Here is a 15691-nt window from a genome sequence, read left to right as displayed (position 1 = left end):
TTCTATGCTAATTACTACAAAACGACGAGAGATTTTCTCTAGAATCATGAGACAAGCAGGCTATCAGATCTTTGTGATGATCTGGTGTTCCAGTATGGTTCTGGCCCTGGATGGGAAAGGCCAGGAGGTACTGAACCGATCCGTATCCATCACGATTGAAAACCAGCGGGTTGAGCAGGCTATCAAACAGATTGGCAAACTGGCGTCAGTTCGATTTATCTACAGTCCACAGGTTATTAAATCTGAACGGAAGGTCAATCTATCAGTACAGGGTCAGCCGTTGTCGTTCGTTCTGAACTCCCTGTTAACGCCCCTTCAGGTCACCTACGAGGTAGTTGGTTCACAGATTATACTGCGTAGTGCCAGCACGAGCCAGGCCACCACAGCCTTGCCGGAAAAAGCCGTATCCGAAATGGCTGTTGACCAAACCGTTTCGGGAACGGTGACAGATGAAAAGAACGAACCTTTACCTGGCGTTACCGTAGCGATCAAAAACACGTCGCGGGGGACGACGACCGACGCCAATGGAAAATACTCGATTGCTGTACCAGACGAGAGCGCCATACTGGTTTTTTCATTTGTAGGCTATGAACGGCAGGAGGTGACAGTTGGTAAACTGACATCGCTGACTGTTCAGCTCAAAGGCGAAGTGCGCGGGCTGGACGAAGTAGTAGTGGTTGGCTACGGCTCACAGAAACGGGCGACACTTACGGGGGCTATTGCTACCATCGATAATAAAGTATTTCAGGACCGGGGCGTTGTTGACAATCCATTATCGGCGTTGCAAGGGCAGGTGCCGGGCGTCATCGTGACGCGTACGTCAGCCGCGCCGGGCCGGGCCAACTGGAACTTCGCTATTCGGGGTGCTACGTCGACTAATGGTACCGAGCCTCTGATTGTCATTGATGGGGTGCCGGTCAGTGACCAGCAGGCGCTGAATTCAATCAACCCCAACGATATTGACAACATGTCATTTCTGAAAGATGCGGCTGCGGCTATTTACGGGGCGCGGGCTGCCGGGGGCGTTGTACTGGTGACCACTAAACGGGCTAAAGCGGGCAAAGTACTTATTCAGTATGATGGGTCCGCATCGCAGAAAGTGATCGGCCTGCAACCCCAGTTGATCGATGCTAAAACCTTTGGCCAGGGCCTGGTCGACGCGACAACGAATGACTGGTATGGTGTACCGCCGACGACTAACCTGTGGTACAAAATGGGGCAGTTGATGCTGAACCCACCCGCCAGTGGCTATCTTGATTTGACAACCTACAACGGCCAGACGGTTGCGCCCTCATCAAACCCACTGAATCCGGGTTTCGGCGATGTTAAAGACCTGACTTTCTTTGGCGGTAACTGGACGGACGTACTGTGGGGAACGGCCAGCTCTACGCAGCATAACCTGAGCGTAGCTGGCCGGACCGAACGAGCCGGATACCGTGTATCCGCCGGGTATCTGCACGACGGTAGCCTGTTGCAGTGGGGAAATAACTCAAACAACCGCTATAACCTTCGCTTTACGCACGACTACCAGTTCTCGAGCCGATTCAAACTCGAAACCAATGTCTCGCTCGAAAAGAACGACATTATTCAGCCTACTCTATTAGGGAACATACTAGGACAGTACCAGCAGCCTGGTTTTCCGGTATCGACTATTGACGGAAAACCCTACTCCTGGGGTACGCAGTACAGCCCAAATTGGCAGGCAGAACTGGGGGGTGATAACAAGGAATACAATACCCGCGTTTACACCAACTTTCGGTTGAGCTACAATCTAACGAACAACCTGCGCCTGATTGGAACAGCAGGTTATAACTGGCTGTCGCAGGATACCAAAATTCAAACGAAAGTAATCAGTTGGTACAACTATCTGGGGACAATTCAGGCACCCGATAACCCGACGCGAGCCAATTCGACCTACCAGCGGCAGCTTAACAAGGATGCGTATTACAACCTGAATGCCTACCTGGAATATCAGAAAACGCTCCGCCAGGATCATGACATAGCGGTAACGGTGGGGACTAACTACGAGCGGGATGAAGCCAATTTATATTGGGCTAGAACGACCAACATTGCCAATGACAATGTGCCCTCTCTGAACCTGGGTATTGGTGATAATACCACAAAAAGCGTTTTTGAATCGCAAAGCCACTACGCTATTGGCTCTTACTTTGGGCGTTTTAACTATGCCTACAAACAAAAATACTTACTGGAAGCACAGGCCCGCTATGATGGTTCGTCCAAGTTTAGTGCGGCCAATCGCTGGAAAATGTTCTATGGTTTCTCGGGTGGATGGCGGTTGTCGCAGGAACGATTCCTGCAAAATCTCACCTTCCTGAACGATCTGAAACTACGCGCATCGTGGGGTAGTGTGGGTAACCAGAGTGGTATCGGTTTGTATGACTATGTACAGCTTCTCAACGTGACCGCTACCCAGGGGGCTACCAGTTCCGGTTTTCCCATCATCGGTTCCAGCCCGGTGGTATACGTCGCGCCAACGAACGATCTGGTTAGTCTGAACCGTACCTGGGAGCAAGTCGAAACATCGAATGCCGGTCTTGATTTCAGTGTGCTGAACCGGAAGCTGTCGGGTAGTTTCGATTACTTTGTCAAGCACAACCGCAATATGCTGCTCAGGCAGACGTACCCCGCTGTGCTGGGAGCAACTGCACCATCAGATAACATTGGCCATCTGAAAACCTGGGGCTGGGAAGCTACGCTACAATGGCGCGATAACGTTGGTTCGTTCAACTACCGGATTGGGGGTAGCCTGACCGATAATCAGAACCGGTTACTGAGTTTTGGGGGCGCCAACATCATTAATCAGGGCTTCAATGGGGCGGTAGAAGGCTATTCGCTGGGGTCTTACTTTGGCCTGGAATACGCTGGGCGGATTCAGACGGCTGAGCAACTGACCGCCTACCGGTCTCTGGCGACAGGTAACAATGTAAACATGCCCATCGGTGCTTTCAATGCCGATGGATCGGTACGGGTGCCCGGTGTGCGTCTGGGCGATAACATGTTCAGCGACCTGAACGGCGATGGTAAACTAACCGTACCGGGTGATTTGAAGTACCTGGGTCGCGATGACCCGCGTTACAGCTTTGCGCTCAACCTGGGTGCCGACTGGAAAGGGTTCGATTTTCAGGCTGTTTTTCAGGGTGTGGGCCAGCGGACCATTTTCCGGGAAGGTAACTGGCGTGTTCCCTTCGGATCGATCTTCCAGGGACAGACGAATTTCTGGGTGGGCGATACCTGGACCCCAACCAATACCGGCGCGACATATCCGGTGTTGTCGGCGGGTCAGAACGGCACGACCTACAATGCCTATAATTACCAGATTTCAGACTGGTCGGTGCAGAACGGGGCCTACGTCCGTCTGAAAAACCTGGTCGTGGGCTACTCATTGCCACAAGCGATTACGAAACGGATTCGGGTGGAGCGGTTGCGGATTTATTATTCAGGCAATGATTTGTGGGAGGTTTCAAAAATCAAAGACGGCTGGGATCCTGAAGTAACGCGTAGTGTAGGCCGGGCTAACGGCGATGCCATCACCAGTCGCTATCCCTTCTTCCGGTTGCACACGGTCGGCGTAAACCTCACTTTCTAATCTAATAAGAACTTCACGAATGAAACCGATACGAATTCTTTATACGATAACGTTGGCCTGCGTGCTTTCGCTGACCCAGTCTGGCTGTAACAACGTGCTGGAACTAGATCCGCTGGATAGACTTTCGGATGCCTCCTACTGGAAAACGCCCAATGATTTCATGCTGGCCGCCAATCAGTATTACACGTACCTGCGCACCTTCAGTGACGTCATTTTCGACAATCCCCATTCTGATGGTCGTTCGGATATTGTCGTCGGGCAAAATGCCTTCAGCCGGGGTACCAATACCATTCCTACGACCGATGGTAACTGGAACAATAATTACACGCGCATCCGGATTATCAATTACCTGCTGGATAAAGCGGCTACCTATCAAACACCGGCCGATATCGCCAAGTACGTAGGCGAAGCTAAATTTTTTCGGGCGTATGTATATTTCGAGCTGTTGCAACTCTACGGTGGCGTGCCTATTATCAATAAACTTTTGGCGCTGGATTCGCCTGAGTTAAAGGCTCCCCGCAACACCCGGGATGAAGTGGCGGATTTCATCATCCAGGACCTAAACGATGCCATCGCAGTTCTACCAGCCAAAACGGGTCAGACGTCGGCTGAGCTGGGTCGGATCAACAAAGAGACGGCGCGGGCCTTTTTATCGCGGGTAACGTTATACGAAGGAACCTGGCAGAAGTTTCGTAACAATGGAGCACGGGCCAACACGTTGCTGGACATGGCCATTGCATCGAGCGGAGCCGTTATCGCCGGTGCCCAGTATAGCCTGTTCGCGCCGGCTGTCTTAGGCGATTCGGCCCAGAAGTATATGTTCATTCTGGAAAACCAGAAATCGAATCCAGCCAGCCTTCAAAAGTCGGCCAACAATGAGTACATTCTGGCCAACCGCTATGATCAGACACTGCGCCAGGCTCGGGTGAACATATCACGTACCGGCCCCGGTGGTCCGACCCGTACGTTTGCGAATTTGTACCTGGCTAAAGATGGCCTGCCAATTGAGAAATCGCCTCTCTTCCAGGGATACGCCAAGGTAAATTCTGAGTTTCAGAACCGCGAAAACCGGATGCGGTACACAATGGGGTTGCCGGGAGCCCCTTATTGGCAGGGAAACGCTAACTATCGGGTTGATTGGGTGGGTGGACCAGCAGATATGGCCAACGCCCTGAAGCCTATTTATGGAGCCAACTTTACGTATGGTGCGCTCAAATGGGTGGCGGAGCGGCAGGTGCTGGACAACGAAGAGAGTTACGACTACCCGGTCATACGCTACGCTGAGGTATTGCTTATCTACGCCGAAGCCCTTTTTGAACGAAACGGAACCATCAGCGACGCCGACCTTGACAAATCGCTGAACCTGACCCGCCTGCGGATCAATAAAACAATGCCGAAGCTGAGCAACCAGTTTGTACAAGCGAATGGGCTGGATATGCGGACGGAGATTCGCCGGGAGCGCACGATTGAGTTCTTCTCGGAGGGCTTCCGAACCGACGACGTGAAGCGGTGGCACAACGCGGTTGAACTGTTGGGCAAACCGTTACTGGGCGTTAAGTGGACGGGCACGGAGTACGTAACCACATATCCGCAGGGTGCATCGACCCCCAAAGATGCCGATGGGGTTATTATTATAGATGCCGTTCGCAGCTTTAGCGAGAAAAACTACCTGCTGCCCATACCCTCACAACAGATACAGCTGAACCCACAGCTTACCCAGAATCCAGGCTGGTAAGTAACTGACCTCTTCTTATGTAGCTATCAGATGGCCACTCAGACACGTTTGATCTACACTGAGTGGCCATTTCCTTGATTTTACCTCAACTCATCTTTTCCTAAATCAACTATGAATCAACGTTTCTTCTCCACGAGCTGGGGTAAGGGCACTATTGCCCGTTGGCAAGCTGCCTGCTTCATCTTACTATTGTTGTCTGTCGCCTGTTCGCTGAAAGCGCAGTCGTTCGTTCACCCGGGGTTATTGCATAAGCAGGCCGACTTCGACCGAATGAAAAGTAAAGTAAACGCTGGCGCTCAGCCCTGGAAAGCGGGTTGGGACGTACTGACGGCCAATTCGCATGCTTCCCTGACACGCGCCTTTACCAGTCCCATTCCAGCGACCATCTATCGGGGTTTCAACGGAACAAATCCCGAAAATTATGCGTCCCTCTTCCGGGATGCCGCCTCGGCTTACCAGACAGCACTTCGCTGGAAAATTTCGGGTGATGATGCCTATGCCGAGAAGTCTATTGCCATCCTGAACGCCTGGTCGGCCGGTATGACAACCATCAGCGGTACGGCCGACCGATTCCTGCTGGCTGGTATTCAGGGGTATCAACTGGCCAATGCTGCCGAAATCATGCGCTCTTACAGCGGTTGGATACCGGCCGATTTCACCCGGTTTCAGAACTGGATGCTGACCGTATGGTACCCGATAAACCACGATTTCCTGGTTAATCACAACGGGGCCTGTATCAGCAATTACTACGCCAACTGGGATCTATGCAACATGGCGTCCATACTCAGTATTGGTGTCCTGTGTGACCGTCGGGACATTTACAATGAGGCCATCGAGTATTTCAAAAATGGAGCAGGAACGGGGTCAATCAGAAACGTTGTCCCTTTTGTGTACGGCGAGCTGGGCCAATGGCAGGAAAGCGGCCGCGATCAGGGGCATACGGTGCTGGGCGTAGCGCTGGCCGGATCATTCTGTGAGATGGCCTGGAGTCAGGGTGACGACCTCTACGGATACGACGACAACCGGATGCTGAAAGGCTTCGAATATATCGCCAAGTATAACCTGGGTTATGAGGTGCCATACACTACTTACAGAAACTGCATTGGTGTTGTGCAGACGATCGTATCGGAAGATCAGCGCGGAAATCTTCGGCCCGTCTGGGAAATGGTCTACAATCACTATGTAAATCGGAAAGGGTTATCCGCTCCTTACTCGGCTCGTTTTGCGCAGCTTGTACGTCCGGAAGGGGGCGGAGGTAACTTCGGTCCAAATAGTGGGGGATATGATCAGTTAGGGTTTGGAACGTTGACTTTTTCGCTGGATGAACCATTAAAGCCCAGTAACCAGACGATTACGTTTCCGGCAATTCCAAACAAGGATTTTGGAGCCGCCGATTTTTCTCCGGGTGCAACGGCCAGTTCAGGGTTACCCGTTGTGTATGCGAGTTTGAACCCAACTGTTGCCTCGATCAATGCAGATGGCACAATCCACGTGTCGAAGCCCGGTACAACAACGATTACGGCCCAGCAAATGGGCGATAATCAATACAACCTGGCTCCGGTCGTGTACCGGACGTTGACAGTGAATCAGATTCCGGGAGTTACCGATGGCACCTGGAGCAATGCAACGGGCATCACCACGACCACAATCGCATCAATCGCTGGCAGCGCCGATCTGAACTGGCCGGGTCAACCGTTTGTGGTAGGTGATCTGGTTCGGCTGACCGGAACCGTTCCCGGAGGCTTCACCACCAATACCAACTACTCGGTTGTTGCCGTCAACGGGGCCACCATTCAGCTTTCGCTGCGCCCGGGTGGGCCAGCCGTCGTAGCCACCACAACCATCGCCAACGGAACGGGCAACCGGTTTATGAAATGGTCGACGGCCACTAACTGGACCAACTCGGTCGTGCCGGGCGGCGCTCAAGCCAACGCCACTTTTGGGGGGACCAACTTCTCAAACATCGGCGGGGTAACCCTGGATGGCAACATCACTGTAGGTACGTTGACCTATGCTGCCAACGGTACCTCGGAACTAACGCTGGCCAGTGGCCAAAACGGGGGTACGTTGACGTTTCAAACGTTGTCGGGCATGCCCGCGATAAACATGATCAACACGGGTGCCCGGAAGCTGTTCATGGGAAATGCCAACAATAATTCGCGGGTCCCATTAAAAATTGCCGGCACGCAGGGGCTGAGAATTACGACTCCAGTTTACGGAGGAAGCGGTTCGTATGCAGGTCTGCGAATACAGGCAGCCATGGACTGGAGTGGTTTGCAGGGCGGCATCAATCTGGTGCAGGGTACCATTGAACTGCACAACACGACCAACAGCCTGACCGATGCCAACAACGTGCTGCTGCCACCCACTCGGCTGACGATGGGAACCGATGCGACTGCCGTACTGGTCTACAACGGGGCCAACCTGTATGCCAACAAACAAACCATTGGCGCACTCGATGGCACCTCCGATGCGTACATCATGTCGCGCAGTAATCTCACGAATGGAGCGTCAATCCTGGCGGTTGGTGTTGACAATCAAGACGGTACGTTTGATGGTACGATTGGTTCTGGACCCACAGCCGATGCGGTAGATAAGGGGCGGGTCAATCTGGAAAAAGTCGGCACCGGTACACAAACCATCACGGGATCGATCAAAAACGGAACGACAACCATTGGTGGTACACCCTTTTATTCGTCAGTGACCGTCAACAGCGGCAAATTGGTGCTAACAGGCGCGAACGAATACCAGGGAGCCACTACCGTCAACAGCGGCACGTTGGTTGTCAACGGATCATTGGCCAGTCCTGTTTCCGTAACAGGTGGAACGTTGGCGGGGGCTGGTCGCACAAGTGGTTCAGTTACAATTGGCAGCGGTGCCTTTATAACACCCGGCATCTCAGTAGGTATGTTCACCACATCGGCTCCGTTACTGTTGGCCTCCGGGGCAACGTACCAACTGGAGTTGACTAGCAGTAACAATACGATGGACAAAATCGTGGCCAACGGAGTGTCCCTCGAAGGAGCCAGCCTCATGATCAGTGACCTCGGAAACGCTGGCAGCCTGCCAGTCGGTACCAGCTACGTGATCATCGATAACACGTCGAATACGCCCGTTTCAGGAACCTTTGCGGGCCTGGCTGAGGGGAGTATCCTCACTGTTGGTTCTATCCGCTTTCAGCTAACCTACCAGGGAGGGACTGGCAACGACGTTGCGCTTACTGTTGCAAAACGTACCCAGACTATCCTATTCAATAGTCTGGCAGCTAAGCAGGTAGGTGACGCTGATGTTGATCCGGGTGCAACGGCCACATCGGGTTTATCCGTCAGTTACACCAGTTCAAACACGGCTGTAGCCACGATCGTAAACGGGAAGGTGCAGATGGTGGGCGAAGGAACGTCAGTGATCACGGCATCTCAGGCGGGCGATGCCAACGTGGAACCGGCGACTCCGGTAAGTCAGCTCCTGACAGTTACGACCCGAATCAACCTGACGATACTGCACCGGGACGTGGATAACTACGCCGACAATAACGCCATTCAGCCGCTCATTCATATTCAAAACCAGGGAGGCAACGCCCTGGCACTTTCGAGGCTCACCCTGCGCTACTATGTCACGGTAGAAAACGCCGCTACCCTGGGGAATCTGGTTATTAACTACGCTCAGCTGGGTAATCAGCAGGTTCGGTTACGCTACGTGCCGTTGACCCCTGCCCAGCTGGGGGCCCAGGGCTACGTCGAATACAGCTTCACGGAAGGAGCCGGTAACCTTGCGGCTGGGGCAAACTCAGGCCCTATTCAGACGTACCTGGCTAAAAGCGACTACAGCTCCCTGTATGAACCCGACGACTATTCCTACGCCCCCGTTCGGGATCAGCTGGTGAGTAACCTGCGCATCACCGCGTACTACGATGGCGTGCTGGTAGCTGGCGTGGAACCAGGCTCGACTACCCAAGTACGCGCTGTACGGGCGCTCACCGAAAGTAAAAACGGTCCATCGGCCACCCAGATCAATACATACCTGGAAATCCGTAATGAAGGCAACGTACCTGTCAACTACAGTGAGTTGAAGGCGCGTTACTACTTCACGTCTGATGGGTCAGAGCGGCTGTTAACAGAGGTTGATGCGGGTAATGTGACTACGCAATTGGTAAAAATCAATCCGGCTCTGGCGAACGCAGATACGTACCTGGAACTGAGCTTTAACCAGGGAGGGCAGCTGGTACCCGGGGCCAGTACGGGCGCGATCCGCTACCGCATCAGCAAACCGGACGGCGGGCGTTTCAACCAGACAAATGACCACTCCTACCAGGAACAGCCTCAGGATCGCAGCCAGAATAATCGTATGGTTGTGTATGTGTCGAGCGAACGGGTATGGGGTCAGGAGCCTGCTCCGGGTGCGCGTATAGCTGCGAAAAATACGGATAACCCGCTTATCCTCACCGTGCTGGGCAACCCAGTGGCGAACGATCAGGCCATCGTCGAAATTCGGGGAGCTACCGGCCAGCCCCTCAAACTGACGCTGACGGACATAGCGGGCCATGCGCTGTTCGAGCAACAGATTGAGTCCATTATTCCGGGGCAGCAGCAGGTTATCCCGATGAGCCGTCAGCCGGGTATCTATCTGCTTCAGGCAGCTACCAACGCTGAACGGGCAACGATTAAGCTAATTAAGCCGTAGCGCCAGCTGCTGTGTTTGGCTTGACAAACAAGAGGAGGCCGTACGGCTTCCTCTTGCCGTTAAAGGGAACACACACGAGATATCTTCCCGGCTTTTTAAGCCCTCTGAAAAGGGTATGCGCAACCAGACGTGGTCTATTTCAGGATAGAGGCCGTTTAGTGCATGCCTAAGCCTTTTTATGACGAAAAACCTCCGCATACCCCGAACCGACAGCCTTATGCGTGGCCTCCTCTCCATTTGTTTGGTTGGCCAGTCGGTTCTGGGACTGGCGCAATACCCCGGCCAGTCAGCCGATAAGATGAAGGTGCCGGTGAACGTACCCATCAAAGCACAGAGCTTCGATCTGCAGGATATCCGGATTACGCACGGCCTGTTCCGCGATAACATTGAGCGCGAAGGAAAGTGGTTGTTGTCTTTACCTGTCGACCGGTTGGTGCACAGCTTTCGGATAAATGCGGGCATGAATACACCCAAACCGGGCAGCCCGACCAAAATGCCCAGGCCACTGGGTGGCTGGGAAGGGCTGGATATGGAACTTCGCGGCCACAGCATCGGCCACATCATGTCGGGGCTAGCTCTTCAATATGCTTCTACGGGTCGTGACGTCTTTCGTAAAAAAGGCGATAGCCTGGTAACGGCGTTGGCCGATGTGCAGCGGGTCCTGAACCAGGATGGCTATCTGAGTGCCTATCCACAACACTATATCGACCGCAACATTGCTGGAACGGCCGTCTGGGCACCCTGGTACACCCTGCATAAACTCTTCGCTGGTTTAACTGATCAGTATACCTACGCGGGCAACCGGCAGGCGCTCGACATCGCCACAAACATGGCGTCGTGGGCCAGCAAGAAACTGTCTCCGCTTACGTCTGAGCAACGCCAGAAAATGCTTCGGAATGAATTTGGCGGTATGAACGATGCCTTTTTCAATCTGTATGCCGTAACAGCTAATCCGGAACACCTGAAACTGGCGCAGTTTTTCTACCATAAAGCGGCCCTGGAACCGCTCGAAAATGGGCAGGATAACCTCAACAAGGCGCATGCCAATACATTTATTCCCAAGCTGGTAGGCGAAGCGCGTGATTATGAGCTGACGGGTAACGAGAAAGCCAAAACCGCCGCCCTGTTCTTCTGGAAAACGGTTGTGCAGCATCATACGTACGCGCACGGGGGCAACAGCGACAAAGAACATTTCTTCGAGCCAGACCAACTCGCCAAACATCTGACGGGGAACACGAGCGAAACCTGCAATACCTATAACATGCTTAAGCTGACCCGGCATCTGTTCACGTGGTCGGCCGACGAGAGGTATGCGGGTTATTACGAACAGGCGCTGTATAACCACATCCTGGGTCAGCAGGATCCCGAATCAGGCATGGTCTGTTACTTCACGCCCATGAAAGCGGGTGCCTACCGGCTCTACAGTACGCCCGATCAATCCTTCTGGTGCTGCGTGGGTTCGGGTTTTGAAAGCCAGTCGAAATACGGCGAAGCGATTTATTACCACGATGACAGAGGCATCTACGTCAATCTGTTCATTCCTTCGGAAGTGAGCTGGAAGCAGAGAGGCGTCACCCTCGTGCAGGAAACAAACTACCCCGAAGAGACAACCACTCGCCTGACGGTGCAGACAAAAACGCCGGTACAGATGCCGGTTTACCTGCGGTATCCGGCCTGGGCAACGGCAGGTGTTATGCTGAAGGTGAACGGAAAAACGATGCCCGTCAACCAGTCGCCAGGGAGTTATATCACCGTTGAACGTACCTGGAAAGCGGGCGATCAAATCGAGCTAACCTATCCGATGACCCTCCGGCTGGTACCCACCAATGATGACCCCAGCGTAGCCGCTATTGCCTACGGACCAGTTGTGCTGGCGGGGCAATTAGGAACGGACAACCTGAAAGGAACGGCCCCGTTTCATGATCCTGCCGACCCATACCAGTATTACGGTTACGACTACGCTATTCCCGACTCAATTGTTCATACACTGGCCACGGGTGGCAAACCTGTTACAGACTGGGTAAAGTCCGTTTCCGGAAAGCCACTGACGTTCCGAACAGTAGCTATGCCGGGAGGCAAACCCGTTGACCTGGTGCCCTATTACCAGACTCACCGGCAACGGTATGTCGTTTACTGGGACCTGAAATAAACCGTCTTTACTCATTTTACTCAAGAACGTATGCCTGGCAGGTCTGCATTGTTTGGCTGGTTGATTGGCTGGTGGCTTCTGTCATCGGCTGGTCTTGCCGCACCTACACCCAAAAGCTATCAGGCTTCTTCGCCTGATAAAACCACCCGTATTGAGGTCACCATCGATGATCACAAGGCGCTTGTCTACCGGGTATGGTTCGCCGATGAACCCGTATTGACCTGGTCGGCACTGGGGGTTGAGCTTAACAGCGTTGCCGTCGGGCCGAACACCGTCGTTAAAAAGCAGCGGGTGATGAAGCACACCGAATCGTTCGCTTGGCGGCTAGGCGAAAACGACGTGATTCACAACAACTACACAGAGCTAACGCTCGACTGTTTGTCCGGGTCAGTAACCTACCAACTCGTTGCGCGGGTATTTAACGGCAGTGTGGCGTTCAGGTATGTCCTGCCCAAACAGGCTGGAACCGATTTCGGGAAAGTGCGGCAGGAACTTACAACGTTTGTACTACCTGACGCGCACACGATCTACCAGTACAATGAAGAAACCGTATTCACACCAACGGCCCTTGCAGACCTGCAAAAAACCTGCGATTTCCCGGCTACGCTGACCAATGGCCGTTTGTTTCTGTCAATTGGCGAAGCAGACAACACCAGCTATACCAAAGCTGTATTAAGCAAAGGCGCACCACCGAACACCCTGGCAGTAAGCTTCAGGAAAAACTCGGTTTTGACGAAAGAGACCTTTCAAACCCCCTGGCGCACCGTCAGCGTGGCTACATCGGCAATTGGGCTACACGCCTTCAGCGACCTGCCCCTGCGGCTTTGCCCACCTTCGTCGCAGCCCATACCGGACTGGGTGAAGCCCGGTAAACTGATTCGCTCGTCGTTGACTACGCAGGGCGGGTTGAACTGCATTGATTTCGCAGCCACGCATAATTTCCAGTACATCCTGTTCGATGCGGGTTGGTACGGGGCGGAGTTCCGCACCACCTCCGACCCTACACAGGTCATTCCGGCCATCGACCTGCCCACGGTGATTCAATACGGAAAAGCAAAAAATATCGGGGTGATCCTGTATGTCAACCGGGTGGCGCTGCGGGCGCGACTGGACGAGCTGTTACCCCTATATAAACAATGGGGCGTTGCGGGCCTGAAGTTTGGCTTCGTTGACGGGCTGACGCAGGAAGGCATTAGCTGGCTGGTCCCGGCCATCAAAAAGGTGTACGACCATGGTTTCATCCTGGATATTCACGACAATTACAAACCCACGGGGCTGAGCCGAACGTACCCCAACCTACTGACCCAGGAAGGCGTCCGGGGCAACGAGAATAACCCCGATGCCTTTCACAACACGATGCTGCCATTCACCCGCTTTCTGGCTGGGGCTGCCGACTATACGTTCTGCTACCCCAACACGAACCGGTATTTCACCGACAATCTGTATAAGAGCAAGTTGCAGGTAAGCAAAGGGCAGCAGCTGGCGCTGTCGGTGGTGTATTTCAGCCCCTTACAGGCTATTTTCTGGTATGGTAATCCCACGGATTATAACGACGAAGGGGAGATCGAATTCTTCAAACGAGTACCCACCGTCTGGAATGAAAGCCACTATCTGGCGGGCGAACCAGGTACGTTCATCAGCGTGGCGCGCCGGCAGGGTACCACCTGGTACGTGGGTTCAGCAGCGGGCCTGATGGACTGGTCAGGCACCCTGCCGCTTTCGTTTCTCGCCCCCGGAAAACGCTACCAGGCAACTAGCTACGAGGACGACGGGACAGGGGGCATTCAGAAGCGAGTGGCCGAGGTCGGGCCAGGCGATACGTTACCGATCAGCCTGAAAGCCAAAGGCGGACAGGCCTTAATTCTTGACCAGAAGCAATAAAACCACGACGAATGATTCGTATACACTTGGGAATTGGACTGCTGTTTTGGCTACTATCGGTTCAACTCTGCGCCCAGCAGCTTGTCATTTATCCCGTACCAGCAGGAGTATTGTATAGTCAGCATAATGACGACTACACGGTGCGGGTACGTAAGCCGGGGGAGCCATGGCGGGACCTTTTCGAGTATAACGTGCAGGTAGACCTGGATAAAGTGCGGGATGCCTCCATGGTGTTCTTCGACTTTTCGGGTACGGTGGAAGTTGCTGTGCGCAAAAACAACGGCCTCGTTCAGACCGCCCAAATCCGCCCGTTGTCGTACCAGATTCAATCGAAGCAGGAGGGCAACACGCTGTATTTCACCCTTACGCAGCCTCGCAAACTATCCATCGAGTTCAACGGCGATAAGCTTCAGAATCTGCACCTGTTCGCCAACCCGCTCGAAACCGAAATCCCCGACCCGAACGATCCTGACGTCATCTACTTCGGGCCGGGGATTCATACACCAGACGACAAGCCGGGTGATGTGTTTAGAATTCCCAGCAATAAAACGGTGTACATCGACGGCGGAGCGGTTATCCGGGGAAAACTCGTTTGCGACAAGGTCAAAAACGTACGGATCATCGGGCGCGGCATTATTGACCAGCCGCAACGAGGCATTGAAATAACCCATTCCGAGCATGTGCTGGTCGACGGCATCATCGTCAGGAATCCGCAGCATTACACAGTATATGGTGGCCGGTCGACGAACATTACGATTCGAAATCTGAAGTCGTTCAGCTGCAAGGGCTGGAGCGATGGCATCGATCTGATGAGTTGCTCGGATGTGCTGGTCGACGATGTGTTCATGCGTAATTCCGACGATTGCATTGCCCTGTATGGGCATCGCTGGGATTATTATGGCGGTTCCCGCAATATCGTGGTTAAAAATTCAACGCTCTGGGCCGATGTAGCGCACCCGACCAACCTGGGTCTGCACGGCGATACCCGATCCGTTGGCGATACGCTGGAGAATATCACATTCAGTAATCTCGATATACTTGAACACGATGAAGATGACCCCGATTACCAGGGCTGCCTAGCCATTAGCTGCGGAGATCTGAACCTGATCCGCAACGTGACCTACGAGAACATTCGGGTCGACGATTTTGAAGAGGGAAAACTGATAAGCCTCCGCGTGTTATACAACAAGAAGTACAATACCGGCCCCGGACGGAACATTGAGACTATCACGTTTCGGAACATAAGTCATTCGGGATCAATGGCTAACCCGTCGATTATCGAAGGGCTCAGCGAACAGGGGATGGTACGCGGCGTAACGTTCGAGAATGTACGCATCAATGGCAAACTTCTTCATAAGACCCAGTCCAATGTGCTTCAGATCGGTGCGTTCACGCAAAAAATTCTGTTCAAGCCTGACTGAGTGCAGCCCTTTTTTGTGGCCGAACCGCTTTGCCAGGTCTCGTGAACTGCGTGGGCAATGGCGGCAGGCTACTTTCCCGGACAATGCTCGTGAGTTATAGAAAGCAAGTCTATAACTCATTTTTTGTTGATGCTGAGTTATAAAACAGGGGTATGACAATACGCTTGCGGTCTATTTCCTGATAGGAGATGTGATAAGATCTCGCCGGGAAAATTTTC

The 15691-nt window shown here is 53.3% G+C and carries 6 protein-coding genes; all 6 read left to right on the top strand.

Features of this window, described 5'->3' with window-relative positions:
- Positions 1-46 precede the first annotated feature (46 nt).
- Positions 47-3607, top strand: coding sequence for a TonB-dependent receptor (locus tag J2I46_RS19825; RefSeq protein ID WP_207330793.1), 3561 nt, complete (start codon positions 47-49; stop codon positions 3605-3607).
- Between the two features lie 19 nt (positions 3608-3626).
- Positions 3627-5342 carry a RagB/SusD family nutrient uptake outer membrane protein gene (locus J2I46_RS19820; protein ID WP_207330792.1) on the top strand — a complete coding sequence of 572 codons (1716 nt, stop codon included), beginning with the start codon at positions 3627-3629 and terminating at the stop codon, positions 5340-5342.
- Between the two features lie 111 nt (positions 5343-5453).
- On the top strand, positions 5454-10022 hold the full coding sequence (locus J2I46_RS19815) for a cellulose binding domain-containing protein (RefSeq protein WP_207330791.1): 4569 nt from the start codon (positions 5454-5456) through the stop codon (positions 10020-10022).
- Between the two features lie 217 nt (positions 10023-10239).
- Positions 10240-12171 carry a glycoside hydrolase family 127 protein gene (locus tag J2I46_RS19810; RefSeq protein ID WP_207330790.1) on the top strand — a complete coding sequence of 644 codons (1932 nt, stop codon included), beginning with the start codon at positions 10240-10242 and terminating at the stop codon, positions 12169-12171.
- A gap of 30 nt (positions 12172-12201) precedes the next feature.
- Positions 12202-14052 carry a glycoside hydrolase family 97 protein gene (locus J2I46_RS19805; RefSeq protein WP_207330789.1) on the top strand — a complete coding sequence of 617 codons (1851 nt, stop codon included), beginning with the start codon at positions 12202-12204 and terminating at the stop codon, positions 14050-14052.
- A gap of 11 nt (positions 14053-14063) precedes the next feature.
- Complete coding sequence (locus tag J2I46_RS19800; RefSeq protein WP_207330788.1) at positions 14064-15473, top strand: glycosyl hydrolase family 28 protein; 1410 nt, start codon at positions 14064-14066, stop codon at positions 15471-15473.
- Positions 15474-15691 lie beyond the last annotated feature (218 nt).

Origin of the sequence: Fibrella forsythiae (assembly GCF_017353175.1) — a bacterium.
Taxonomy (GTDB): Bacteria; Bacteroidota; Bacteroidia; order Cytophagales; family Spirosomataceae; genus Fibrella; species Fibrella forsythiae.
This window is presented reverse-complemented; position numbering and strand designations above follow the sequence as displayed.

What these genes read in the sequence shown, in the direction of transcription:
- J2I46_RS19825 (WP_207330793.1), top strand. Translation starts at nt 47, where the DNA reads ATGAGACAAGCAGGCTATCAGATCTTTGTGATGATCTGGTGTTCCAGT.
- J2I46_RS19820 (WP_207330792.1), top strand. Translation starts at nt 3,627, where the DNA reads ATGAAACCGATACGAATTCTTTATACGATAACGTTGGCCTGCGTGCTT.
- J2I46_RS19815 (WP_207330791.1), top strand. Translation starts at nt 5,454, where the DNA reads ATGAATCAACGTTTCTTCTCCACGAGCTGGGGTAAGGGCACTATTGCC.
- J2I46_RS19810 (WP_207330790.1), top strand. Translation starts at nt 10,240, where the DNA reads ATGCGTGGCCTCCTCTCCATTTGTTTGGTTGGCCAGTCGGTTCTGGGA.
- J2I46_RS19805 (WP_207330789.1), top strand. Translation starts at nt 12,202, where the DNA reads ATGCCTGGCAGGTCTGCATTGTTTGGCTGGTTGATTGGCTGGTGGCTT.
- J2I46_RS19800 (WP_207330788.1), top strand. Translation starts at nt 14,064, where the DNA reads ATGATTCGTATACACTTGGGAATTGGACTGCTGTTTTGGCTACTATCG.